Origin of the sequence: Vibrio sp. 10N.261.52.C11, from assembly GCF_041471405.1 — a bacterium.
GTDB classification, from domain to species: Bacteria; Pseudomonadota; Gammaproteobacteria; order Enterobacterales; family Vibrionaceae; genus Vibrio; species Vibrio crassostreae_C.
Genome location: NZ_JBFROI010000022.1, coordinates 60,281 through 83,687, shown reverse-complemented (window position 1 = coordinate 83,687; position 23,407 = coordinate 60,281). Strand labels below are relative to the sequence as shown.

Genomic DNA, 23,407 nt, shown 5'->3' with positions numbered 1-23,407 from the left:
CCTGTCTCCTTATAGGTAACGTCCCGTGTTATCCTCGAACCAAATCCATGCGTGTTCTCCTGCATTTGGGGCTTCAAAACCTGCAAATGCACGAATCGCACTCCGATTTCCGCTATAGTCGATATCCCGCGTTCCATTACTGTGAACGACTTCAATTTCAATGGAGCGAGGATATGAGCGGCAGTACCCGGTATAGAAACCACCTCCACAACCACCCTGCTGTGTGAAGTCGACTTTGATAGCCCATGCGTAAGTAATGGTGCACCTTGCAATCACGCCTCTCGTTAGCGCTACATTAACCACTTTAGTGTTTGGCGCTGCACCAGGATTAACACCGTGTGTCTGATTCCGACTTCCATACTGATATCGATTACCTGATACCTTTTTAGCGATAGACGCACCTGTATCGATGGTAAATTGATAGGTTTTGATTCGGTGACCACCGCTTGCATCCAGAGCTATCGTGGCTGAAACTTTTCGACATTCGTAAGGGTAGCCACGGCTAGGTATGGTTGGCTTGTCGATATAGCAAGTTGCTTTGATTCGTGGTGCAATGTAACGCTTCGGGTAACGATTTGTATTTTTGTACAACGTGGTACCTTCAAACCTTTCGATTCCTTCCGCTGTGTAGTTATAGGTCGCGATAGACTGATAGTCCGTCCACACACTTTTGGCCGCAGTTCGTCCACCAGCAGAACGCGTTACGCTGTAATTAGATGAAGCAAGATAGCGAGTCCCTTTTCCTTTATCAGCCTCCGTTGGTACAACCGGAGCATTGACATTACTGTTCGTAACAAAGTAAGCCCCTTCAATGATACTACCCATGATCCGCGAGCCATATAGTGTGCCACTACCTACTAAGTTCTTACACTTGATGACACCATCTTTGTTGATGTGCCAACCAGAAGTCGGAATGCCTTTGCTGTCTTCTGCATAGGAGATAGATTCAATTACGTTGCCGATTTTGCCGTTTGTAATCGCACCATCATCAATTAAAGCCGAATTGGCTTTAATCAAACGCGCTTCAAGTTTGTCAGCCTTGATACTACCCGCTGCTATTTTACTTCCGCTTAAGTTGTCGATAAGCGCTTCTTGGACAACCAGTTTACCGCTTTTGACCGCAAACGCCGCGACATCACTCTTTCCATCGTAAATCAGAAACTTGTCAGCTTGCACACTGAACGCTGATGTTGAGCCGTCATTCGATAGACCAAAACCAGCCACCTTTTTGTTCGATGTCAGCCTAAGCGTATACATCGATTCAACCTTGCCATCAATGGAAGCTGCTGTTCTGATAGCTTGCTCAGCTTTTGAAGTCGCGGTATTCGCTGTTGCCTGTGCTGTGCCTGCCTTGCTACGTGCTGTTTTAGCTGTGGCCTCCACAGTCGTGATCTTACTTGCGTTTGCTCCTGCTTTTGAATTAATAAGATTAACTGCTTCGTTAAACTTGCTGTTTGTATGTGTAACGGCCTCTTCCGCTTTGTTGTAAGCGTTCGCGCCCACATTTGCCATCAATGCCGAAAGTGGCGGTTCATTACCATTCACTTCATCAACACGAGGCATCCAAAAGTATTGCTTTGTTGATGGTGTTTTAGAGTAGTAATGATAAGCCCTCAATAATTGGTCACCGTAACCCGCACGAATTCGAAACTCACTTCCATCCAATATTTTGCGACCCGTTTCAGGATCATAGACACCAGCAATGCCACTCTCAGCGGTAGCCGCATCATGGTGAAGGACACCAACAATCAAGAACCATTTGTTTTGCTCTGGTAGGTCACCAGTCCAAAAGTATGGGTTGCTGTTATTTGAACCACTTAAATCTTGAGTGTGGTTTCCCTGACAACCAAGATAGGTTGTACCGCTGCTAGCTGTTGTTTTCGCGTAAATGCTGAAACGGTACGTTTTCTTGCTATCACACTTAAACCGAGCTGTTGAGATACCTCCATCGGCATCACTTGTCGAAGATGAGTTGGTATTCATTTCCCATATCGTTGACCGAGTACCAAATGGATCAGAATCAACGATAAATCGATTTTCGTTCGAGTGACCATTTTGACCCCAGCCACAGTCACTGGGATGCTTACCGACTTTCCAATTAGCAAAGTATTTCTCAAGCAAATTCCCCCGCTTTTCTAGCTCCTTAATAGCCGCATTACGAGCTTCGTTTGCCTTGTTTTGCGCATCCGCTTTTGCGGCTGTTATCGCATCAGCTTTCGCTTGATTTGCCCTACTCTGGCTATCACTTTTCAGTGATGTTTCCATACTGGTCACGCGGCTAGCCATTGCTGAGTTTTTGCTATTAATCAAGTTAACGGCTTCGTTATATTTACTGTTCGTGTAGTTTTTAGCTTCGGTTGTCTTGGAGTTTGTGTGAGCTTTCGCATCAGCCAATGCTTTGTCCGCTTTCGACTTAGCAACAGAATCAGCATGTAATTTCGCGCGCTGCTCTGCATTATTGGCTTTTGTTAAGCTGTCAGAAGTTACCGATGCCTCCATCTGAGTCACACGTCGCGCCATTGCTGTATCGTTATCAGTAAGCGTCTTTTTGACTTCATTGATTTTTGCAGTCACTTCTTGGCGAACAGGTTCACAAATTTCATCAGGGGACAAGTTCTCAACCTTTGACAAACCCGCGTATTCTTTCTTACCCACCAACCGAGCATTGATTTCTTCGGTTGTCCAAGCTTGCGTTCTTGGAGCGTCAACAAACTGCTCGTAAGTTGCATGTGATTGAGCTGAACGGTAAAGCAGCTCGCCAGTGTTTGTACCCACATGAATTGGACAATTTACTTCTTGATAAACATGATAAACAGCACCACCGCCACGCAACCAAATACAAAAATACATCTGATAAACTGCGTTGTTAGCACCAGCAAACAGTGTTGTGTATTGCTGTTGGATTTTGTTGATGTTCCAGTTGTAAGTTTGGCCACCCCATCCACCGAAGTTAGCGGTCAAATCAAGTAACAAAGCCCCTTTGTGCGTCTTGGTATGCCAATCATTAGGCCCGTATTCACTGTAGTTGCGCGACACAACAATACGACGAGCTAAGTTTTGATTACCTCCCTTAAAATACACAGGGTAATACTTGTCACTATCACCGCCTACGGTTATGGTTTGCTTGTTCGCAAAGCCAGAAGTCTTCACGTTGTTTGTAACTGATTCAAGGTTACTGATTTTGGCCGCTGTCGCTGAGTCCTTGCTGTTTACTAAGCTAACCGCTTCATCGAATTTAGCTGATGTGTATTGACGCTCCTCATAGGCTTTTGTATCGGAGTAACTTTTCGCTGCTTTGATAGCATCAGCTTCTGCTTTGTCTGCTTTCTTCTGCGCTTCGTTGATAGCTGCTTGTTTGGCCGCGTTTGATTTGTTAGTTGTATCTGCCTTGGCTAGAAGTAGTACTTCATCTGCTTTACGTTTAGCCTCATCTGCTGCCTCTTTTCTCGCTTTAGCAATCGCAGCATCTGATGACGCCTTGTTCGAGCTAACTTTAGTTTCGAGCTTAGTCACTCGACTCGCTTGAGCAGATTCATTCTCACTGACGGTCTGCTCTACAGTGCTAATTCGAGCATGAGTTTCATCACGCTCGGTTACGTCTTCAAAATTGACCCAAGAAACGCGAGCTTCGCCCTTGCCACCACTGTAGTTCGCAATAAACATGATCTTGATAAAGCAAGTGTCAGGACGAAAGGCATTTCTGCTGTAGCCATTAATGCCCGTAATTTGTCCAGAGAATGTTGTCCATTCTTCAGGAGTATTACCGCCACCTTTACCACAATAAGTGTATGTACCTGTATAGGGTTTAGTATCAGCACCGCGCGGAGACGTTGAGATTTCTTTTTTGTCTTTATCGTAACATTTGACGCCTAAGTAAGAGCTTTTGGAACCATTAACGATTTGCTGCTTGATACGAAAGCTTAGCTCGTAGACTCGATTAGGATTAACTGGAATGAAGAAGTCATTGGTAGGCCATTGACTGGAAGTCAATTTCATACAATCGCCTTCGTCTGGATCAGTTACGTGTACAATTGTTGAACCTTGCGTCCAATTACGTAACCCATCTTTAAAATCCCAGTTGGCATCTTTCTTATTTAGCGCTGCGAGTGAATAGCTTGTCGCGGAATCCAATGTCGATATACGTTTTGCCAGTACTTGCTCTTTATCCGCCAGAGAAATTTTAGTTTCACTAATATCTGCTGATGCTTTGTCGGCTCTCGCTTTCACTTTGCTGATTTGTGCAGATAAAGCACTGTCTGCGCTTGTTCGGGCTGTGCGCTCTTTGGTTAGCTCCGCACTAGTAAATGCCTTAGAACCCGATAGAGCGGCGTCTGCAGCGTTATTCGCATGGGTTTTGGTTTCTGCTTTAACTTGCTCGATTGCTGTAGTCGTCGCTGACTGGTTATCCGCTACAGTCTTTTGCAATGAACTGATATTGCTGGCATTTTGATTGGCTTTCGCTTGAACTGTATTTACCTTACTGGCTAACGCCTTATCTGCATCTTTGGAGGATTTCTCAACAGTATCAATAGCAGAGTAAACAGGCGTAAGATCTGTCTCTTTCTCATCAATCGCTTTTTGTAGCTGTCTCTTGGCTGCATTCAGTTCACTACGTGCGGTTTGCAGTGCCTCGACTGCCTTAGTGTCTGCTCTCACGCTTGCTGCGTCAGCCTTTGCTTCTACTTCCGCTGCCTTTTCATCGGCATATTCACGTAGCGATTGTTTACTGCCCTGTAGCTCTGAGTTAACGCTATTAAGGTCTGATTGATCCGCTTTGCCATTAATCACATCAAGTAGGTCTTTGCTTAACGAATCACTGCTAATCTCTTTCAACACGGATTGTGCTGATTGGGTTGATACCTGATACGCTGGTGTATAAACCAAGTTGTCACGACCAAAACAGTCATATGATGCCAAACGGATGAAGTAAGTATCATCGTCATCGATAACAGCGGTGTAAAAGTTCGCGTTAGTTAAGTCTTTCAGTAACGTTGCTGATGATGGCCTGAAATCGCGTTGTTTGCTGATATGGATTTCAGTACCCACATAATCAATATCCGCTGACTTATCAAAGCTAATATGCAAGCTTGCTGGAGCTGCTTCAATCGTTACACCATTAGGTACTTGGTTCTGCCTGTTTGTCGCTGTTGCTAACGCTGCGGTATGCGACTTAGCACCAGCTTTACCTTGTATCCTTACTTCAACGCTTACCGTGCGAGACAAGCCATCTGTGACGTTTTTATCAAAGGTATAAGTGTAGGATGTGTCTTTGACTAATTCCGTGCGAACCGTTGAGCCATTTACTTTTACAACGACTTCATAAGCTCTAAAGAACGCTTCTACTTTCTTATTACCAATAGCAAGTGCTGAGTCGATAGTGTGTAACTCGACACCAGACATATCATCCCAACTGAATATAAAATCACGTTCCGATGAATCGACTTTCAGTCCGGTTACTGTTGGGAAAATAGTATCATCACGTAAATCAATATCACGCACGAATGTACTTTCAGAGCTGATACCAAATAAGTCAGCCGCTACGACTTCGAAATCATAGTTGTTGCTGTTGAGTCCGGTAACCACACACTGCTTTTGGGTCACGGTATCGTAGTAAGTGAACCCTTCGTCTGGTTGTTCACTGAGTTTATAAAATACGTGGAACTGGCGTGCTCTTGCGTCTTTGTGCTCCCAAGTCAGTAAACCAGTGAAACTGTCACCAGCTTCAACAAACTGAAACTTCAGGTCCGTTGCTGGTTTCAGTGTGCGGTCAAATGGACGAATACTACGGCTGATACCCTGCCAGTTTTCAGAATAGATATTACTGCTATATTCAACGGCTTTGATGTTAACTGTACCAGCCAAGTTACCGTTATGATTTCGCTTGATCTCGATGATACGGAACTTACGGTTGTTTATGCGCTGCTCCGGTAGATCAACGGTGATCACGTCAAATACAGAGCATAAGAACCCATCAATGTTTCCGGTGAACTCAATAACATCACTGTACTTGGACTTCATTACTTCTTTTGAGGACAGTAAATCCAGTGCTGCCTTTGTTTTGGTAAACGGCAGCTCTAAGCGTTGCGTGATCACTTTACCGTCAGCAACGATACTCGGATCATCATCACGCGGTGGATAGCATACGGTGTCTTGGTTGTAGGATTTGCTTGGGTCAAACCATGTCGTCTCAAGCTTGTTGAAATACTTCTCTATTGCTTGATATTGGATCTTGGTTTTACCCACTACGTTGTCTGCATTAAACGTGAATGTGCTTGCTGCTGGCTGGTCAGTTACACAGAAAATGGTGCCATTGAAGTCAATCAGGAAACCGCAAAAAGCAGATAACAAAGCATCCAAGTTTTTCTTATAGGACTGCTTCTGATTGACCACACCATCACAATACAAATTATGGGCATCGCACCAGTTAGCAGCTTGAACAAACGACTGCTCGTCAATATCAAGCGGGTCAATACCACAGCCGTAACGAGGATTAGTCAGGTAGTCATATACCACCAGCGCGGGATTACGTCCAAAAGGTTTTGTGTGCTGAAAGCCAACAGGTTGTGATTCATAACGCAGATCTTTAATCAGCTTACCTTTAACTTTTGCTGATATTTTGAAACCATCATTCTTGATGCGACCTTTCCACGGATCTAACTTCACTTTTAAGCAGATAGCCGCTCGTCCATAAAGCTTATCGGTGTCCGTCCAGCGACCATCGCTATTCGCTTTAGCCATAGAGAAGAAAAACGGACTGGTTTCAGAGCCGGTACTGATTTGAAGCTGTACGTGCTGACGGAAATGATGACTGATATCACCTGCACCTATAGTGCCATTTTTGTAGTCTTTCTCTGTGGCAAACAGTGGAAGATCATCAATATAGATCTGGTTGATCGCATGGATTTCCCCTTCACCTAATGTGTAGATGAAGGTCGCGGTGTCGTTACCATCACTAGTAGACACAATTTCTTTGAAAATACGGTGTGCGCCTACACCACCCGTTTCACCATATATGACAGGTATCTCTGTCTGTGAGCCTGATGAGTTTAGTTTTGTTGCGTAGTCGGATGTTGCTAGCGATGGTGCCATTGAAGCCGCAATGACAGCACCGGCAACCATGGCTATCGCAAATGGAATAGCTTGAGGCATTCTTGACTCCTTTATTATTATTTTTGGTGGAGTTGTTTTGTTTGTTCTGTTGTTTATTTAACCCGATATACTTTGTGCACTTGTGCTTTTATCTCGTCATAGTCAACGTGACCGAGTTCGATTTTGTTCGTGATGTGGCTTGCCATTAGTACCTGCTGGCCTAAATGGATAACGCAACTGCTGAAGTGCTTTTCTTTGATAACGATGATGTCACCAACTGTCGCACGCTCTAGTGGTATTTGCTCCAAGCAATCAAGTTCACCAAAAGCATCCAAGATATTACTGTAGCCCGTCTCTTTTTTAGCAACGCGAGCACCACCAGCGTAGGTTTTATAGCGATTGTATAAACGGTCATACCAATCAATATCTGCCAAGTGTTTAAGAACCTTCAAAGCCACCATGTTGCAATCGGTTTGACCTATGACGAATGGCTGGTGGACAAGTTCATCAATCAGTTCGATAAGAGTGACTTCGTGTTGTAAACCGCTCATTAGTTTTTCACCTTCCATTCTTCATCCTCATCAACTGTTGCATGAGTAAATGCGGTATCACCGGGCCATATGCTTTGTTGTACGGCATCAGCTGGTTTAGTACCGGGGATTTGGTCTAGCATTTCGAAGAAGTTCGTCGTTTCGAACTCGATTTCATATTGGCCTGATTTTGGATCAAAACTCACACTAGGCACTTTGATAAAGCCTCTATGCTCAATAAACATCGCAAGACACTTATTATTTTTGTCCACCATTGCAATGCTGACCGTGATACGTGCTCGTGTGGTCTTTTTGGCTTGGATTAGCTGAATAAAGGTGTCATCGATAGCCGATAAACGAACGCGACCACCGCTGCTGTTAATTTGGTTGGTTTGCTTGTGCGCATCCACATTCTGTAAGTCCGGCGTTGCTCTGTACGTCTTAGTGTCATGCGTGATGTCCAGTGCGTTATCAGTCAGGCGCAAAGGTGGCATATCATCGAAATACACGTCTATGCAAGTAGCAGGAATACCGCCGCCGTATCTCAATGCTTCCTGCTCGGTTACTTCTAAAAGAGAGCCAACTTCAATATTCTTGGCTATTGCTACATTAGTTTTTACATACGGAGCATTACGATAGCTCTGCATGTTCATGTAGTTCTTATCTTTTCCTTTTTTGCTTTTTGAACCCATTACAACGCCTCCTTCCATTTCAGCGTCACTCTCATTACTTGTGTGCTGCCTTTCTCAGCTGTAACCGTGAAGTTATTTTGCTCAAGGCGTACCACCAGCCCAAAGCCACTGAAGAGTGCTTTCTCTCGCGCTCTGTGCGTTTTTCTCAGGCTTGGAGAGATAGCAACCGACTGATTACTGGTTGCGTCTTCTAACGCCCTGTAGAGCTTGTTGTCGTTGCTTAAACGGAAGTAATCACCTGCTGATATCTGACCGCTGTAACCATCAAAGCTGATCCTGCTTACCCCTGCTGGATAATCAGCGCTAAGTGCTGGCACACCGGATATGTGTTCTAAGCTGTTGTTGATATCAGGGATGAACAGTTCAAAGGTTTCTTGCTGCCCGTTAAGTGATTCGAGAAAAGCTTCTAGCTTGCGCTTTGCTGTTTTGTTCCTGGCGAACAGTGTGATTTTGCCGCTGTAGTATTGGATGTTGCGATATAACGCATCGACTTTTTCATTGTGGGATGTTGTGACGATATTAGGTTTGTTGGATTTCAGCTCGTAGTCACTGATAGTAATACCGTCACCAATCGGTAACTGTTTCATTGTATGCCCTTTATGATTATTGTTATGGACGTACAGGTATTTATAAAAAGGAAAAGGGAGCGAACGCTCCCTAATGATCTGGTGGATTAATTGAGACTATAATACGCTAGGTTCTTTGACCATTTCGAAAGTAGAGCTTTGCGTTCAGTAAGTCACTAATTCATTAAAACTGAACACTCAAACATAAACTAAACTTACTTAAATTCAGACACTAACTTATGCCCATTTTTATCTATTTCTAGCTGTCTAAATGAAACTAGACCTTGAGTTAGCTGCTCTATACTTATATCGTGCTGCTCCTTATCATCATCATATCCTTTTGTTGACTTGGAAATGGCAAATATAATCTGCTTATCTGTAACTTTCTCAGCATTAAGGAGTAAATTTCTAATAGAGTTAAAACTCATTGCATGTTGGCCAGGCTCATCAAAAATTAAAACTCCCGGATGGACGGTCGAGAATTTTAGCAGAGATAAGTAGTAAGACCATTCTGAACGAATAAAGTCACTTGCTGAAGAAGCGAGTCTAATTGGTTGATGACTGTTTGCCGAAGCATTAAAAACACTTGGAAAAACTTTATACGGATTTTCCGTCCTTATATTCACACTTCCTATACGGTTGCTATTGTAATGAAATTCTTTCAAATGCTTCCTGAAAACTTGTTGAAACTCCAGAATTTTAGCATTGTCTTTATCTGAAGAATTTCTCAAATCTTTTAATTCGACATCTATGTCGATAACTCTTTTGTTTATTCTAGTAAGATCAACTTTGAACTTTTCAAACTCTTCATATAACTTAGATAGTTTTTCAAGAAAATCACTATTCCTAATTTCCGCCTTAATGAGAGAACGATAAGATTCACCATCAACTCCGGAGTTAATGTCTCTATCAATATCAGAGATTTCATCTCTAATGCTATTGATTAATTCATCATAGTATCTACAGTTTTTCGAATAATCTTCTTCAAAACTAGAAAAACTCTCTAAATAGTTTTTAACCATAGATATCTTCGAACTCAGAAAGTTAATACTATTATCATAATCTTGTGATGTAATTTCTTTACCATGTTCATCGAGCACGATTGAACTATCACATAAAGGACAGTGTTCCTTTTCTACCAACTCACTAAAAATCCCATCTACTTTACTTGCTCCAATTAAGCTTTCGCGTTCTGTAACAAGCCGATTTAGATGTATAGTATAACTATCCCTTTTCATTTTCTCTGCTATATATGATCTTTCTAGGTTCGATCTAACTCTATTAAGTTTAATCAGATTCAATTTTAGTGTTCTACGTCGTTCACTAGTTATAGACAAATCTTTCCTTTTTTCAGAAGCTCTATTGCCTATTCTCAAATTATTAAGTCGCTTATTAACATTCTTAATTACTGTTGATATAGGCTCCCACTCAGAATCTGCTTTAACTTTAAGGTTAATACTACTAAAGTATCCTTCTTTGGCCTTTTCAAATCTTCGGCTTATACCATCAGGCTTATAAATAATACTATATTCAAATCTCTCAAAGCTTTTAACTGTGCGATTCCACTCCTCTACTAGCTCAGATCTTTCTATCTTTAACTTATCTTTTTCAATATCATTCTCTAGACACTCTAGAGATAGCATATACTCGATGAGCTTGCGCTTGGAGTCTTTTATATTAAAGGATGGCATTTGAGCCATGAAATCAGACCAGCCTTTAGTTTGTTCTATGAAGCAACTGGAAAATAGATTCTGTAAATATAACGTGTACTTCTTTCCACTCCCCTCTGTAGGCAAGTCAATTCCGATAAAACTCTGCAACCAACGATAAAACCCATGTTTATCATTATGATCGTTTGTGTTGTGTATATAATATGGCTTCCTTTCTCCGTTAGCTTCGACTATGATTCTATTTTTTTCTTCTGAGTCTGGAGAAACTGCTATGCGTTCTAGGAGCACGGTATTTCCTAAGTGGTTTGTAATACCTAAACTGATAATTGATTGAGTTACAGAGTACGTTTGATCTTTATGTAAGAACTCACTAGTTAAACACTTATCTAATAAGCTTTTCTTACTAGTGCTCATACCTAGGAGTTGTTCCATGCCTAGATTGTAGTATATACATGATAGAATGCTGGATTTACCTGAAGAGTTTTGTCCTGTAATAATATTTAGACCACTAGAAAAATCAAATCTAAATCCAAACTTCTTATCACTACCAACAACCCTAATGTCAGAAGAGACAAAATTAATTTTTATCATTTATATATTACCTTAGATTTTTCAAATTCATTTGTTTTTACTGACTTGCAGAGGTTCTTGACTCGATCAATTAGAGAAGTTAGTTCTTCTATTTTCTCAATTTGAGAAAGTGTTAAATCACCTTTTTCAGTTAGAGAGTACCTAACTTTATTACCAGAATGAGATTGCTCGACAATATCATTCTGCACTAATATAATAAGTAATTTTTTCAATTCCTTATCAATATTCCAAGGTGGTATCATGAACTTTGGTAAACCTTTAAACTCTTGATCGCATAGTAGCAGGTCAAACATAAAATGAAGCTTATCTAGATAGATATACCTTTTAACTTGACTTTCTCTATTAGTCTTGGTGTAACCTATTAGCAAAATAATAGATGTAATTCGATAGCTATCTAGTGACCTTGGATTAATAAAAGTCCTAAATGATTTTTTCTCTATAGAAATAGTCATTATTTTTCTTCAAACCTCAAATTACAAACTGCCATCCAAGTCGCAATATCATATTGAGCTAATCTCATTCGTTGTGATTTCTTTAAACCAAATTTACCTAGATCTTCTGTGATTGAATCAAAATGGTCATTATAAGTTTTATCATAATATTCGTAAGCTTCCTGTGCATTGCTTACATATTTAACTTGAGTATGACTTGCTGCTGCATCAGTAACTTCTTCATAATCTAAGAATAATTGTGATTCCTTCTCAATTGTAGTCTTAATCAACTCATCTCCTACCATTATTTTTTTCAATTCTTTCTCTAGCTCTTTATGGTAGTCATCTCCATAGATTACCTTTAGCTTTTTCTCTAGGTTGTGATAATAACCATCATTTTCAGGTTCATTTTTCCATTTTTCAACCCACTGCTCTAGCATCAATTTATCTATTCTCGCGCCACTAAATTTTATAAGAGAAGAATTCCCATCAAAATCTAATTTTTCAACAACCTCTAAGGATTCAATATATTTTTTTAGTGGAGCAAGTCCTCTAATGTCAACTAAATCACCTGTTCCTTGATTTGGAATTTTTTCTATTATACCGTGGAAGACTAACTGGTTGTCATTAGTAAGCAAAATTGCTGGGCTGCCAGATATACCTCCCATAGCGGAAGCACCAAATTCGTCTACTTGGAAGTTATTAAAGCTATTTGTAGGAACTTTGTATCTCACAGAACTCTCAAATAATTTTTCACTACATGTTATTGGATCGATAAAAACACGCTCATCTAGATCTGTAGCTTTTATATAAGCAAGTGTTATTAGCTGTGGGTTTACTATTTGCTCAGATATTGTCACTAGGTTTAAGTGACTAATAACACTGTGAACTTTATATAATGCCAAATCATATTCTTTAGCAAAATTTAAGTCAGAAACGAGAGAAATATCAGAAAGTCGTTCTTTGTTTACATTATAGATCTCTAAGTCAATGCCCTCATCATACTCATACTCTCGACCAAAAACGACATGTCCTGCAGTCACACAATATATATTGCTATCTACTTCAAATAGAAAGCCACAACCTTTATGTATATTTTGTGCCTCTAACACTACAAAATTATGTTTTATTTTTTCTTTTAGCTCTATCATTATAGACTCAGCAAGTTAGTATGAATTAAGTTTACTTTTATTTTTTCAGGAATGTTTTTCAGCCTAATCCTGTCTTTGACCTTTTTGTAGTTGAAGTACAAGTTACACTCACCGAAGCCGTGTGCTTCACAGGATTTAATAAGTCTAACTAAACTCTCTGCATGAGGATGTCCATAACTCCTAGGACCATTAGTCGAAACAATAAAATTATTACATTCAATCTTCTCTAGCATCTTCAAGCTAGTATTGTTCTTACTTCCATGGTGTGAAACTTTCACAAGGTCAAACTTCGTTTTCTTTTTAAGCTTTGTCTCAATTGAATTCGAATCAGAGTCAGATAGAAAGAGTACACGTTTTTCTTGGTGTTCGAGAATAAATGATGTTGAAGCAATATTAACAATATCTGATTGAACGTGTGGCTTAGGCTCTTTAAACATTGCTAAATAATCAACTTCAATCAAATCGCTTGAAACTAACCCACTATCCTTATCTGATTTCAACCATTCTTTATACAAACTGGTTCTATCTTCAATACTAGGTGTCAATATTTTTAGCTCGATTGAACCCAACTTTATGACATCGTCTTCCGATGCTTGCCTTACACAATAGCCTTTATCATCCAATAATGTTTTGAGTGTATTTCCATCATCAAATGAGACTAAACCCGACTTATCTTCTTTCACGGGAACTAGCGAAGGATGGTTGATGTAGATTGGCACATGCTTAGGGATGAGGGATGAATGATGTTGAAACATCTTTACAATGCCACCAACATGATCATTATCTACATGAGATACAATGATAGCCTTCAACTCCTGACCAACATTGTTTTGAAGTTTGCGTCTAATAGATTTCGCAACACCTCTAGTACCTCCATCAATGATTATTCTGCTGTCTCCACAGTCAACTATGAACGCGTCACCTGTCTGGGCCTCAAGAAGATGAACCTGCAAACTAACCTCTACTCACTAACTTATGCAATGCATCACTATTCATCGTGTCACTTTAACATATTGAAGACCACATGGTGTTTAGTATCGCATGATCTGGGTCATTATTTTCGTTCTAATAACTGTCTACTTCTATGTTTTTAGGCGCTTTTTGTTGCTGATGTTGAGTTTTGCTTTGCTTGTTTAGTTGCGTGCTCAAGTCCATTACCCAAAGTTTTATATCGTGGACAAACTACACAGATTAAAAGTAACCGGATGCAGACGCTTGGCGCATGTTGTAGGCCAGATCTTCGCGGTGTAGTGCTAGTTGCTCTTTGAACCAGTTCTCATCTGTCACGTTGCCGTTTACTGTTACACCTGCGTCTACAGTAACGCTTGCTGTTTGCTGTTGTGAATTACGGTTGTTGTCGTACAGGTATCGTTTTAAATCTGCGTTAGTGCGCTTATCAACGACGCGTTCTCCTGTTTCTAAGTTCCATGTACCCGTATTTGGCACATAATCGATACCATCGTGAGCCTGACCACTCCATTGCATCTGACGGATAGCGTTTACCTGCAAAAAACCTTGAGCACCAACCATTGCAGCAAATACGGGCCCCATCGGCATCCCCCACTCCATTGCAGCAGCCATTCCTTTATAAGTTGACATCAACGCATCGGCTATCTTCATCGACTTGTTCAACTGGAATAGTTTCTTGTTCTGCTTGGCACCTTCCGCTAATAGCTGATTACCACTCGCTTTCATGATATCCAGCTTTTGATCTTCACTATCTGCTGCGGCGGCAATGTCAGCATTGGTATAACCCTTGGTCATTGACTCTTGCTGCGCGTAAGCATTGGCTTTTGTTTCCGTTAAACGATTGAACATATCGAAGAAACCATTACCCGCGAACTGCTCAGCTTCTTGCTGCTCTTGTTGTTTAGTAAGTAGTTCTTCTAATGCCGCAGCTTTTTCCTGCTGTAAGTGTCTGTATAGCTCTGACTCCTTGCTGTAAGCCGCTTCTAAGTTCGCTAAACGCTGATCGTAGTAAGCTGTCAACTTTGTTAGCTCAGCTTGGTCTTCAAGCTCCTGTTCATCACTGATATCAAGTCCGAACTGTCGTCTGACACCCAGTAACTGATTGTGAAATACTCGCTCTTTATCCAGTACTGCTTGGCGCTTATTGTCTGTATCTACGTCAATACCTGCTAAAGCGGTTTCGCGCTCTGCATTGATATGAGCGATGGCTTGTTGAACCGCTTGGACTTGTTGGTCAGTTGCACTCGCTAACAGGTTGTTATTTGCGTCATAGACACGTGAGCGCTCAATAGCGATATCACGATCAGCACCAGCGTTAATCAATACACGCTGCTCCGCAGCTCGTTGCTCGATATTGGCTTCGGTGGTTTTGCTGTCTTGCTGTATTTGGATAAAGCGCTGCTGCGCCGCTTTATAAGCGTCTAAGCCAAGCTCTAACCCCTTAAAACCAAAGTCCTGTGTGCTTGCCCTAAAACCATTGTTTGCGCGACTACGTGTGGCTCTGACGCTCTCTGCACGTTGCTCTTGCGCTTGTTGTTCCGGTGTTTTTGATACTTCGGTTACGTTATTGCTGTCAGCAATCGCATCACGCTGAGTCAGGAAAAACTCTTGAATGGATTGTGTTGCGCTAGCTGTATCGTTTAGCTCACTAGCGACCCTGTTCGCTTTATCAACGGCTTCGTTGTACTTGTCCAAAACGGCTGATGAAATGTTATCGCCATTAGCCAATATTCCGTTGATACCCTCATTGACGGCAAGCTGTTGAAGCATTGACTTGTATGTTTGAACATTGGCTTTTTGGTGGTCATAACTGCGCGCCGCTTCACGATCCGTAATGGTGCCGAACAAGTTACGGCCACTATCCATTTGGTCTAACTTAGCTTGCTCTTCATCACGTAAGCGTTCATATCGGCGTGCGTTGTTGTAAGAGCGACCTCGGTTATCAATATAGCTTTGCTGACTATCAGTCAGTAATGTTTGAGCACGTGAAGTCAGCTGATGTTTACCACCAAATGTTGGCAAATCGCGTAGCTTGTTTAAGAAATCCGTTACTGAGTCAAATGCTGAGCTAATTGAGTTAATGACTGTATCCACGCCGCGAAACATCGCGACGGTTGTGTCAATGACATCCAGTGTGAAGTTGTTAACGAAGCGCTTGAAACCCATTGCTTCGTTACCGTCACCAAACTGCGAAATATACGCGCGGAATCGTGCGATAGCTGAGTCAAACGCATTCAGAATAATTGGAGCTAAATTCGCACCGACACCAGTAAAAAAGTTTCGCATGGTGTACTGGATACGAGTAAAAACAGACTGGATTTGCTTTATCTGGTCAACACCGTCAATGCTTGCTCCGAATGCCTGCGCTTCTTCGCGCATACTCTGAAAGTATTCAGCGCCTCTGTGCAGTAACGGCGTCATTTCTGTCATAGCACCGTTAACTTCATCAGCCCAATACAGCGCGGTGTTGTAATCCATTTTTGATAGTTCTTCACTAAAGCGGAGCAATTGCTCTGTTGGTGATAAGTTCTGCCATTCAGTAGCTTCTTGGTTGATAGCAGTAAAGAACGGTAACAGTGCGCCTGAGCCTGCATATGCTGCGTCTTCGATCTTTGCAGTTAGATCTTTCATACCGTCTGCTAACTGCTCGTTAGAAATACCAAATTGCGCAGCGGCGTATTGAAGTTCATTAAGCTCTGCGTAGCCAATACCAAGCATGTTCGCCCAGCGACGCATTTCTAGGCTTTGCTTACTGAAAGCCACGGTTAAAGCAGTAAAGCCAGCAACAGCGCCCGTTACAGATAAGGCAAATGTGCGTAAGCCATTCTTTGCACGCTTAAAGGCACTTACAAATGGCCCACTGATATAACGCGCTAAGCTTTTAAATGGTCGGATTGAGTTGCTGACTATGTTTTTGATCTGCCTGATAGCGAGTTTGAATGGCGCGGTTGCACGTTTAAAGCCATGAAACGGACGCCACAAAGCATCAGTCATGTTCTTTTCAAAACGCTTAGATGCTTGTTCAAGTCTGCCTAAACTACGGTTAATCGCGTTACTTGAGGTGGCGGCTTGTCGTTGTGCTCTATCAAGTGCCTCAGTGAACTTGGCCGATCTCGCTTCAAGATCAACCGTCACTTTAGCGGCTCTTATTTTTGCCATAAGTACCCCTTTTATTATTTTTGTTATTCGGGTTTGGGTATAAAAAAGCCCCGCATTAGCGAGGCTGGTGTTAAGTGATTGCGCTCATCAAAGCGTCTATTGCTTTCTGCTCTTCTTCGTTCTCTTTGGCTTCGAGTTCAGTTTCAGTTAGGTAATCATCCGGTATGGTTTGATCTGCCCACGGCACAAAATCAGTAACCTTGAACGGCTCTGTTTTCTTACTTGTTCCGTTGACGTTGGCGATGAGTGCCATGAGCTGACCGAAGTAGTAAGCTTGTGCTCTTGCACCTGCTGGCTCTTTTTGGATGTAGGCTTGATATAACTTGAAGTCTGAGTAAGAAAAGTCTCTTACTTGTTCGAGGGTGTACCCAAAGCGGTCACATATCTGGAGCTGTGCCAGTAGTTCCTTATTTCTGAACAGCTCCTTTACTGGTTTGGGTTCAGCTCTTCCTCATCAATATTTGGAATGTCTGGGTTGATCTCAGCGTTATAGCTGGCAACGAACTTATCAATGGTGTCGTGTTTCGCGCCTTGTGTAAGCAGCATGATAATGGCGGTACTTATACCGACTATCGTATCTGGCAGTGCCTTGGCTTCTGCTTCCGTCGCTGCGGGCTTTCCCTCTGCATCAAATGCACAAAGAGTGAAGGCTAAGATCTGGCTTTTGGTTTCGTCTTTCTGCTTTTGTACTTTGCTGCGCTGCTCTACAGTCAACGGCGCTAAGTAAATCTTTTCATCAAATTCTTCAAAATAAAGTTCGTATAAGTTCTTTGTAAGCTTCTGCTGAATACGTGCTGCTAGGCTCATCGGGTTGTCCTTTATAATTATTGTTGTGGAGGCGAAGAAGTTGGCTTTTGAGGTGATCGCCAGCCAAAGAAAGAAATGGCTTATGCTTTAACTAGCGTAGGCTTGCCAGACACTTCAAAGCTGATAGTAGTGTGCATGAAGCCCGATTCTTCAACGGGTAAGCCTACGTTAGTAATCACCGTGTTAAACAGGAATGTTTTCCCTGCGATAACGGCTTTCAGTGTCTGTTGATTGTCACCGTCCATCGCTGTATAGAAGGTTTCAAACAGCGTGTCGCCATCGGGAATACGGACACTGATCTCAAGTGCGTCTACTGATGTGTTACCAGCGGCTTTTACCTGATCGCCTGTTTCCAGATCGATTTCAGAAATAGATTCACGTGATACAGTGACACCACTGAAACTGTTTACGCCTTCGAACTTGGTAGTGACTTCGTCAGCAGCTTTGCCCCAGCCAGTTAAGTCGTAATGCACGACTGTGCCTTTAGAAAGTTTAAAAGCCATAGGTTGTTACCTCTTTTATTATTATTGTTATTAGAGTTGTTCAGCCAATCATATATTCGACTTGAATATCTATGGCTATTTGATTTGCATTTAGACTGAATAAGTCAACGACATTGACGACATAACTTTGCAGTGTGTATTCCTGTTTATTTATGGTTTCTACTGCATTGCACTCATCAAAAACATCTTCCACCTGCTGTTGTAATAACTTTGCTTGTTTATACGAATCTGCAAACACATTAACTTGAAACGTCAATGTATAATGCTTACTTTTATCTAAGTGCTTATGCTTATTTTTATTTATTACTGTATAAACGAGAGCGGGCTTAATCGCTTTTTCAGGTAACTTTATAGGGTAATTGTTTGTCGTTATGTCATTGAGCTTATTAGCAAGTAATATCTCAATCATTCAAGTGCCTTTTTCGCTTTGCGCTCCTTTGCTTTGATCTTTGATCTAGCCGTCCTGTTTCTGTTTTGTCCGATGTTATTCGCTTCATTAATGATGCCTGTCGTAAAGGTATCAACGACATTATCTTGATGTTTATTCATTGCAGGTCGCATGAATGGATTAGCGGCTGTTGGCTTAACCGTGACACTAAATGGGCTGGTGGGAATGCCATAAGCGTTAGTTTTCACCGTTGTAAACTCATGCCTGCCGAACTCAACCAGAGCGGCATATCGCTCAACATCTTTGTTTGATGTCTGGACCCTTGCTCTGAGAAACGTCGTGTTATCTTTGCGTCTATCTCTTGCTGTTCTGCCCGTTACACTTAATTTAAAATGTTCTCGTAAGTGAATACCGTCATCGGTTAAAGCGTCATAGGGAGCCGTTTGCTGTATTTCATGCAATACTGGTGTCATGGCTTGTTTGGCGGCTGTTCGCGCGGCTTTTTTACCTAAGATACTTTGTAAGTCAGCCAGCATATCGTTAGCTTCCTGAAAGCCTTCCATGCTGGTACTAATCATCTGCTTTACCTCGCACGATAGCGACTATCACCAGTGATCTTTTGCTGTGATCAAAATCCACCACTGAATCAATTTCGTATAGCTCTTGTTGCCATTTAACAAGCAGATCATCGGTAATTTTACTGATGTACCTTGTTCTGATTTCAATGACTTTCTGAGCGATAGGCGCTTTGTCTTTCGTAGTGGAATAGCTTTTGTTGGTGACCTGAGCATAGCGGGTCACGACATCCGTATAGGTTTGTTCTATCTCGTTGAACTCGTTGCGCTGCTCTGCTTGTTTCACGAAGGTCACGCAGTGGTTCATTCGTCCGAAATTGACCATATGACCTCCTGCTTAATAGAGCTTGTGTGGTTGTAGCAGGTGCTCAGAGCTGAAATGTGCTTTGTAGGTCTGAATACCTATGCTGATGTCCATACGCTGCTCGTACAGCGTCCCGACAAGTAATAACAAGGCGTGTCTGATGTCTGCCGGACAAGTTTCTTTTGTATAGCCACATTCAAACGTCACGGTGACGCTCTGCTGTTTGCTCGGAAATACAACACGGCCACAACCTTGCACGTAATCCGTTGGTGCAGCTAGCGGCTTCTCGTCTGTTGTTACTTTAGCGACATTAGTTTCACCGTAAGGCAGTAAAATAGCCCCATGTACTTCCTTGATGAAGTATGTGGCTCGGTGTCTGCGGATCTTACGGTTCAGCTTAGTTTCAACATAGGCAATAGCCGCTTCAATAAGCTTTGCCAGATAAACATCATCAAAGTCTTCTTCAATGCGTAAGTGCTGTTTCACTTCAGGCAAATCAACAGGAGATTCACTCTGGATACATTCAATATGAGTAATCATGTTCTCTCCTTTTTACACGACAAAATGCCCCTCACGTGTCTAGCAAGGGGTAAATGTCTAATGGACTACGCTTTGATCTTTACGATTTTCACTGCCTGAACATCGTTCACAATCGTACCGACGCGAATAGCGTGGTAGAACTGCGTGTTGCCCGGTGCAACGTATGGATTAGGTAACACTTTCATGCCTTGAACGTTCAGCAAGGTAAAGCCACGATTCAGGTCACCAAATACCATCTCACCCACTGTCATGTTTGGATCGATGATGATTTCTTTGCCTAGCAAACGGCCTTCTGGCATCTCTGTAATGTCTTCGTTGATGATTGATTTGCCATCCGCGTAAGTAAAGCCAGCCAGAATGTCGCGCTGCTCTTCGTTCATCATCCACACGGCGTTGGCGCGGTAGCTAGGTTTAAGCGCTCGAACAATGCTGCGCAGTGCTTTAACGGCTGCGGCAGTGTTTGCGCCTAGCTTGCCCGTTGCGCCCACCTCAAGAACTTCAAACTTCTCATGAGCTGCACCAGTGGTGTGTGCCATTAACCCTTTTGGCTTCTTGTTACCGTCACCTTTTAGTGCCGCAAGTGCAATACCGTCTGCAATTTCATCCAGTACGGATTCAGAGAGTTCAGCAACAAGATTAAACTCGCTGTCATGCAGCATTTCATCGGTAATGAAGGGGTAAGCTTCGGCTTTACCGTATGTTCCGGTTACTTCTGCGTAGCCTTGAACACCAGTATTCGCGATGGTGCCGTTAGCCGTGTTTTCACCGCCCCAACGAAAATCAGCATCTTTGATTTTCACCAGACGTTTAAAATCTTCGTTTGGCACTGCACGTGAACCAATACGAGACAGGAATGCTGAACGCTCTTTTAGTGGCTTGATGATGCCTTGCTCGTATTGTGTGCGGATAGTTACGCCAGCTGATTCAGCGTCGGTACGCATTAGTCCTTCATTATTTGCTTTAGATAAAATATCTGCCTGTGGGTTAGCGAGTGCTAATGATTTAACCTCAGTATTAAGGTCAAAAGTTTTGGTTTGAGCATTCATTGAATAGTGTCCCTTTACTTCCATGTCGGCGATTTGTTCTTTTAGTTCTTCAACTGTGTTTGCCAGATCAGCGTTTTTTGTTGCTAATTCTTGCAGTGCTGATTTATTTACAAACTCATCCAGTTGGCCTTTTACTTCTGCCAATTCTTCAGCGGTAGCCTCTTTTTTCTGTGCGATCGCTTCGACAGCTTCTTTTAGTTCTGTAAAATCCATCTACATTCCTTTGTTTTTGTTATTAGTTGGAAATAGAAAGAAAGGATCGTTTAGGTATGTGTGAATACATGCCGAGCTAGCATCACGCTATTCGGATATATTTGATTGATTAGCATCCCGCTAAAAGAATCGACATTTGAGTTGAATCCGTTTCTTTATTTTTATTATTGGTTGCCACGGTCGGCATACTTATTTATGCAAGTTTATTTATTAGGTCTAATAGTTCACTTGCTTCTTTTGTACTTACAGTGTTATTTAGTTCAATCACTTCCGCTTTATTTTCATCGTCATTCGCTGCCAGTGATTTATAACCCTCAGCTAAAAATGCTTTGGATTGCTTGCGAGACAAGCCAAGTTCACGCAGTGCTTTTTCCATTTCACGTTCAGTCGGTAGCTCTTCCTGTTCAAATCTGGATTTCACGACTTCTACACGGCTGATATCTGAGCACGGCATGGTGACCAATGAGGTTTCAAGCAGCGTAAGCTCTTGCAGCAAGTTGGCTTTCTGCTCGCGGTCATAATGTTCTTTGGTTGTGATATACCCGATTGATAAGCCGCTTAACGCGCCCATTTTCATTAAGATGTAGGCTTCATCGGCTTGCTGTACACCCAACGCTAATTGACCCTTAGCGTATAGCCCGTGTTCGTCTTCATACATCTCTGTCCAAACACCAATAGGCTGATCCATTTTGTGTTGCCACAGCAATGCTGGCATTGTGTTTTTATCTTTATGCTTCTTAAGTGACTTAGTGAAAGCTCCTGACTGTGTGATGTCGCCAGCATAATCTTTGAAATCAAAGACGTTCGCATAACCTTCAAAGCATCCAGTATCCGCATCAAATGATTTGATATCGAAAGACATCTGTTTGTGTTTCAACGTCATAGTGAGTCCTCATTTTCTTCACCAGATTCAGGCTCTGGTTGATCGTTATTGTTATCAGAGGTTGATTGCCCTGTTGCTTGCAGCTTATCCAGATCAGCTAAGTGACCTAACGTGATGTTGTTGGTCACAATGGCTCTGACATCGCCACCAGCAATAGCATCTAAACCAAGCTGTTCGCGTGCTTCATTGATACTGAGTAAGCCGTTTTTGAAGTGCTTATCGATGACATCCGCTTGAGTTTTACTATCACCACGTAAGATCTGTGTATCGTCTAGCTGTACTTCCAAGTCATCCGGTAGCATCGCGTTTAAGCGACTGACAATTCGTGTAATTAACGGCATGAGCGTGTCACGGTGAAAACTCAGTACTGCTTGTTCGTAGTTGCTGTATTTCTGCTCACCAACGCCCACCATTGACGTAGGCACGCGGAAGATCGAGCAGATTTCCTTTTTCTGGAACTCGCGTGTTTCAAGGAACTGACTGTCTCGATGTGAAATCGCTATAGGCTTGTATTCCATCCCTTCTTCAAAGACGGCTGTCTTGCTGCTGTTCCTTAAACCTTGGAAGTTCTGAGCCCAGTTTTCACGTAAGCGTTCAATCGCTTCGGCTGATAGCTTTCCGTCAGTCGTGAGATAACCATTCGGTGTGGCTGAGTTATTGAAAAACTCCTCACCATGTTTTTCTGCCGCTAGTGATAAACCAATTGTTTTCGCAGCGTTCTGAATTGGCGTAATACCACGTAAACCATCAATGCTACTGCCTTTGATATGCAGGATTTCATTAGCACTGAACGTTGATTTAGACAGTTTGATCACCGTATCCGGTGCGACTTGGTATTTGATAGTGCCTTTTTGCATCAAAATGCTGACTGAACTGGGCGTTGGGATCGGAATGATCTCTACAATCTTGCCGTTTCTGTTTTTGTTCACGAAAGCATAAAAGTTACCGTCAAGGTTCAGATGAGTAACAATCATTTCCAGCAGCTCTTGCCACGTCATGTAGTCGTTTGGCATTTGAGTTAATACCGACGACATTCTGTGGCTTAGAACGCGCTCTCTGCCGCTCTCCGTGCGTTTGTAGAGGCGTACTGGCAGTTGACCAATACTTTCCGCTAACACGCGGATGCAGCTATAAACGATGCCGTGTTGATAGGCTTTAAGGGGAGACACATCAACACCAGCAACGTGAAAGCCGGAGTGCATGAAGCTGAAATCGTAGTTGTAGTTACTGAATGATTTTTCTGAACTGAGCGGATTTCCTTGGTGATCTAAAATCATGTTGGAATCCTTTCTATGGTCAG

19 protein-coding genes are annotated in these 23,407 nt (G+C 42.2%); all 19 read right to left on the bottom strand.

The genetic code is table 11. From position 1 onward, the window contains the following. Nucleotides 1–9: 9 nt before the first annotated feature. The 19 genes from AB4323_RS08615 to AB4323_RS08525 all read right to left on the bottom strand — a co-directional run bounded on the left by AB4323_RS08615 (nucleotide 10) and on the right by AB4323_RS08525 (nucleotide 23,384). The gene (locus AB4323_RS08615; RefSeq protein WP_372152184.1) at nucleotides 10–7,149 is read right to left on the bottom strand and encodes a DUF1983 domain-containing protein; all 7,140 of its coding nucleotides are present in this window, start codon (nucleotides 7,147–7,149) and stop codon (nucleotides 10–12) included. A 53-nt stretch (nucleotides 7,150–7,202) separates the two neighbouring features. Continuing rightward, entirely contained in the window at nucleotides 7,203–7,640 is a 438-nt protein-coding gene (locus AB4323_RS08610; protein ID WP_372152181.1) for a DUF6950 family protein, read from the bottom strand. Then, nucleotides 7,640–8,311 (bottom strand): hypothetical protein, encoded by a 672-nt coding sequence (locus AB4323_RS08605; protein ID WP_372152179.1) that lies wholly within the window; start codon nucleotides 8,309–8,311, stop codon nucleotides 7,640–7,642. The genes AB4323_RS08610 and AB4323_RS08605 overlap by 1 nt, the downstream gene beginning before the upstream one ends. Then, nucleotides 8,311–8,898: a hypothetical protein gene (locus AB4323_RS08600; RefSeq protein ID WP_372152177.1), complete on the bottom strand. Its 588-nt coding sequence runs from the start codon at nucleotides 8,896–8,898 to the stop codon at nucleotides 8,311–8,313. Before AB4323_RS08600 ends, AB4323_RS08605 begins: the two co-directional genes overlap by 1 nt. A 194-nt stretch (nucleotides 8,899–9,092) precedes the next feature. Then, on the bottom strand, nucleotides 9,093–11,138 hold the full coding sequence (locus AB4323_RS08595) for a hypothetical protein (protein ID WP_372152176.1): 2,046 nt from the start codon (nucleotides 11,136–11,138) through the stop codon (nucleotides 9,093–9,095). Continuing rightward, on the bottom strand, nucleotides 11,135–11,590 hold the full coding sequence (locus tag AB4323_RS08590; RefSeq protein WP_258619247.1) for a hypothetical protein: 456 nt from the start codon (nucleotides 11,588–11,590) through the stop codon (nucleotides 11,135–11,137). Before AB4323_RS08590 ends, AB4323_RS08595 begins: the two co-directional genes overlap by 4 nt. Beyond that, on the bottom strand, nucleotides 11,590–12,720 hold the full coding sequence (locus tag AB4323_RS08585) for a hypothetical protein (RefSeq protein WP_372152174.1): 1,131 nt from the start codon (nucleotides 12,718–12,720) through the stop codon (nucleotides 11,590–11,592). The genes AB4323_RS08590 and AB4323_RS08585 overlap by 1 nt, the downstream gene beginning before the upstream one ends. Continuing rightward, a complete protein-coding gene (locus AB4323_RS08580) occupies nucleotides 12,720–13,673 on the bottom strand; it encodes a ComEC/Rec2 family competence protein (protein ID WP_372152172.1) in 954 nt (317 codons plus the stop codon). The genes AB4323_RS08585 and AB4323_RS08580 overlap by 1 nt, the downstream gene beginning before the upstream one ends. A 238-nt stretch (nucleotides 13,674–13,911) precedes the next feature. Continuing rightward, nucleotides 13,912–16,848, bottom strand: coding sequence for a hypothetical protein (locus tag AB4323_RS08575; RefSeq protein WP_372152171.1), 2,937 nt, complete (start codon nucleotides 16,846–16,848; stop codon nucleotides 13,912–13,914). Between the two features lie 70 nt (nucleotides 16,849–16,918). Then, a complete protein-coding gene (locus tag AB4323_RS08570; protein WP_029795032.1) occupies nucleotides 16,919–17,101 on the bottom strand; it encodes a hypothetical protein in 183 nt (60 codons plus the stop codon). A 173-nt stretch (nucleotides 17,102–17,274) separates the two neighbouring features. Next, entirely contained in the window at nucleotides 17,275–17,655 is a 381-nt protein-coding gene (locus AB4323_RS08565; protein ID WP_053302710.1) for a hypothetical protein, read from the bottom strand. A gap of 80 nt (nucleotides 17,656–17,735) precedes the next feature. Further along, nucleotides 17,736–18,158, bottom strand: a complete 423-nt coding sequence (locus AB4323_RS08560) for a hypothetical protein (RefSeq protein WP_053302709.1) — start codon at nucleotides 18,156–18,158, stop codon at nucleotides 17,736–17,738. 40 nt (nucleotides 18,159–18,198) lie between these two features. Continuing rightward, nucleotides 18,199–18,567, bottom strand: coding sequence for a hypothetical protein (locus AB4323_RS08555; RefSeq protein ID WP_225468982.1), 369 nt, complete (start codon nucleotides 18,565–18,567; stop codon nucleotides 18,199–18,201). After that, complete coding sequence (locus AB4323_RS08550) at nucleotides 18,564–19,124, bottom strand: HK97 gp10 family phage protein (protein ID WP_053302707.1); 561 nt, start codon at nucleotides 19,122–19,124, stop codon at nucleotides 18,564–18,566. The genes AB4323_RS08555 and AB4323_RS08550 overlap by 4 nt, the downstream gene beginning before the upstream one ends. Beyond that, complete coding sequence (locus AB4323_RS08545) at nucleotides 19,117–19,446, bottom strand: head-tail adaptor protein (protein WP_372152168.1); 330 nt, start codon at nucleotides 19,444–19,446, stop codon at nucleotides 19,117–19,119. Before AB4323_RS08545 ends, AB4323_RS08550 begins: the two co-directional genes overlap by 8 nt. Nucleotides 19,447–19,458: 12 nt before the next feature. Next, nucleotides 19,459–19,965 carry a head-tail connector protein gene (locus tag AB4323_RS08540; protein WP_372152166.1) on the bottom strand — a complete coding sequence of 169 codons (507 nt, stop codon included), beginning with the start codon at nucleotides 19,963–19,965 and terminating at the stop codon, nucleotides 19,459–19,461. A 65-nt stretch (nucleotides 19,966–20,030) separates the two neighbouring features. Next, nucleotides 20,031–21,224 (bottom strand): phage major capsid protein, encoded by a 1,194-nt coding sequence (locus AB4323_RS08535; protein ID WP_053302704.1) that lies wholly within the window; start codon nucleotides 21,222–21,224, stop codon nucleotides 20,031–20,033. Between the two features lie 193 nt (nucleotides 21,225–21,417). Beyond that, nucleotides 21,418–22,107, bottom strand: a complete 690-nt coding sequence (locus tag AB4323_RS08530; RefSeq protein ID WP_372005900.1) for an HK97 family phage prohead protease — start codon at nucleotides 22,105–22,107, stop codon at nucleotides 21,418–21,420. Then, complete coding sequence (locus AB4323_RS08525; protein WP_053302703.1) at nucleotides 22,104–23,384, bottom strand: phage portal protein; 1,281 nt, start codon at nucleotides 23,382–23,384, stop codon at nucleotides 22,104–22,106. Before AB4323_RS08525 ends, AB4323_RS08530 begins: the two co-directional genes overlap by 4 nt. Between the last annotated feature and the right edge of the window lie 23 nt (nucleotides 23,385–23,407).

Bases quoted from the DNA above. Each gene is read 5' to 3' on its own strand.
- AB4323_RS08610 (WP_372152181.1), bottom strand. From the start codon at position 7,640: ATGAGCGGTTTACAACACGAAGTCACTCTTATCGAACTGATTGATGAA.
- AB4323_RS08545 (WP_372152168.1), bottom strand. From the start codon at position 19,446: ATGGTCAATTTCGGACGAATGAACCACTGCGTGACCTTCGTGAAACAA.
- AB4323_RS08535 (WP_053302704.1), bottom strand. From the start codon at position 21,224: ATGGATTTTACAGAACTAAAAGAAGCTGTCGAAGCGATCGCACAGAAA.
- AB4323_RS08595 (WP_372152176.1), bottom strand. From the start codon at position 11,138: ATGATAAAAATTAATTTTGTCTCTTCTGACATTAGGGTTGTTGGTAGT.
- AB4323_RS08585 (WP_372152174.1), bottom strand. From the start codon at position 12,720: ATGATAGAGCTAAAAGAAAAAATAAAACATAATTTTGTAGTGTTAGAG.
- AB4323_RS08615 (WP_372152184.1), bottom strand. From the start codon at position 7,149: ATGCCTCAAGCTATTCCATTTGCGATAGCCATGGTTGCCGGTGCTGTC.
- AB4323_RS08530 (WP_372005900.1), bottom strand. From the start codon at position 22,107: ATGACGTTGAAACACAAACAGATGTCTTTCGATATCAAATCATTTGAT.
- AB4323_RS08560 (WP_053302709.1), bottom strand. From the start codon at position 18,158: ATGGCTTTTAAACTTTCTAAAGGCACAGTCGTGCATTACGACTTAACT.
- AB4323_RS08550 (WP_053302707.1), bottom strand. From the start codon at position 19,124: ATGATTAGTACCAGCATGGAAGGCTTTCAGGAAGCTAACGATATGCTG.
- AB4323_RS08570 (WP_029795032.1), bottom strand. From the start codon at position 17,101: ATGGCACTCATCGCCAACGTCAACGGAACAAGTAAGAAAACAGAGCCG.
- AB4323_RS08540 (WP_372152166.1), bottom strand. From the start codon at position 19,965: ATGATTACTCATATTGAATGTATCCAGAGTGAATCTCCTGTTGATTTG.
- AB4323_RS08600 (WP_372152177.1), bottom strand. From the start codon at position 8,898: ATGAAACAGTTACCGATTGGTGACGGTATTACTATCAGTGACTACGAG.
- AB4323_RS08525 (WP_053302703.1), bottom strand. From the start codon at position 23,384: ATGATTTTAGATCACCAAGGAAATCCGCTCAGTTCAGAAAAATCATTC.
- AB4323_RS08575 (WP_372152171.1), bottom strand. From the start codon at position 16,848: ATGGCAAAAATAAGAGCCGCTAAAGTGACGGTTGATCTTGAAGCGAGA.
- AB4323_RS08605 (WP_372152179.1), bottom strand. From the start codon at position 8,311: ATGGGTTCAAAAAGCAAAAAAGGAAAAGATAAGAACTACATGAACATG.
- AB4323_RS08555 (WP_225468982.1), bottom strand. From the start codon at position 18,567: ATGATTGAGATATTACTTGCTAATAAGCTCAATGACATAACGACAAAC.
- AB4323_RS08590 (WP_258619247.1), bottom strand. From the start codon at position 11,590: ATGACTATTTCTATAGAGAAAAAATCATTTAGGACTTTTATTAATCCA.
- AB4323_RS08565 (WP_053302710.1), bottom strand. From the start codon at position 17,655: ATGAGCCTAGCAGCACGTATTCAGCAGAAGCTTACAAAGAACTTATAC.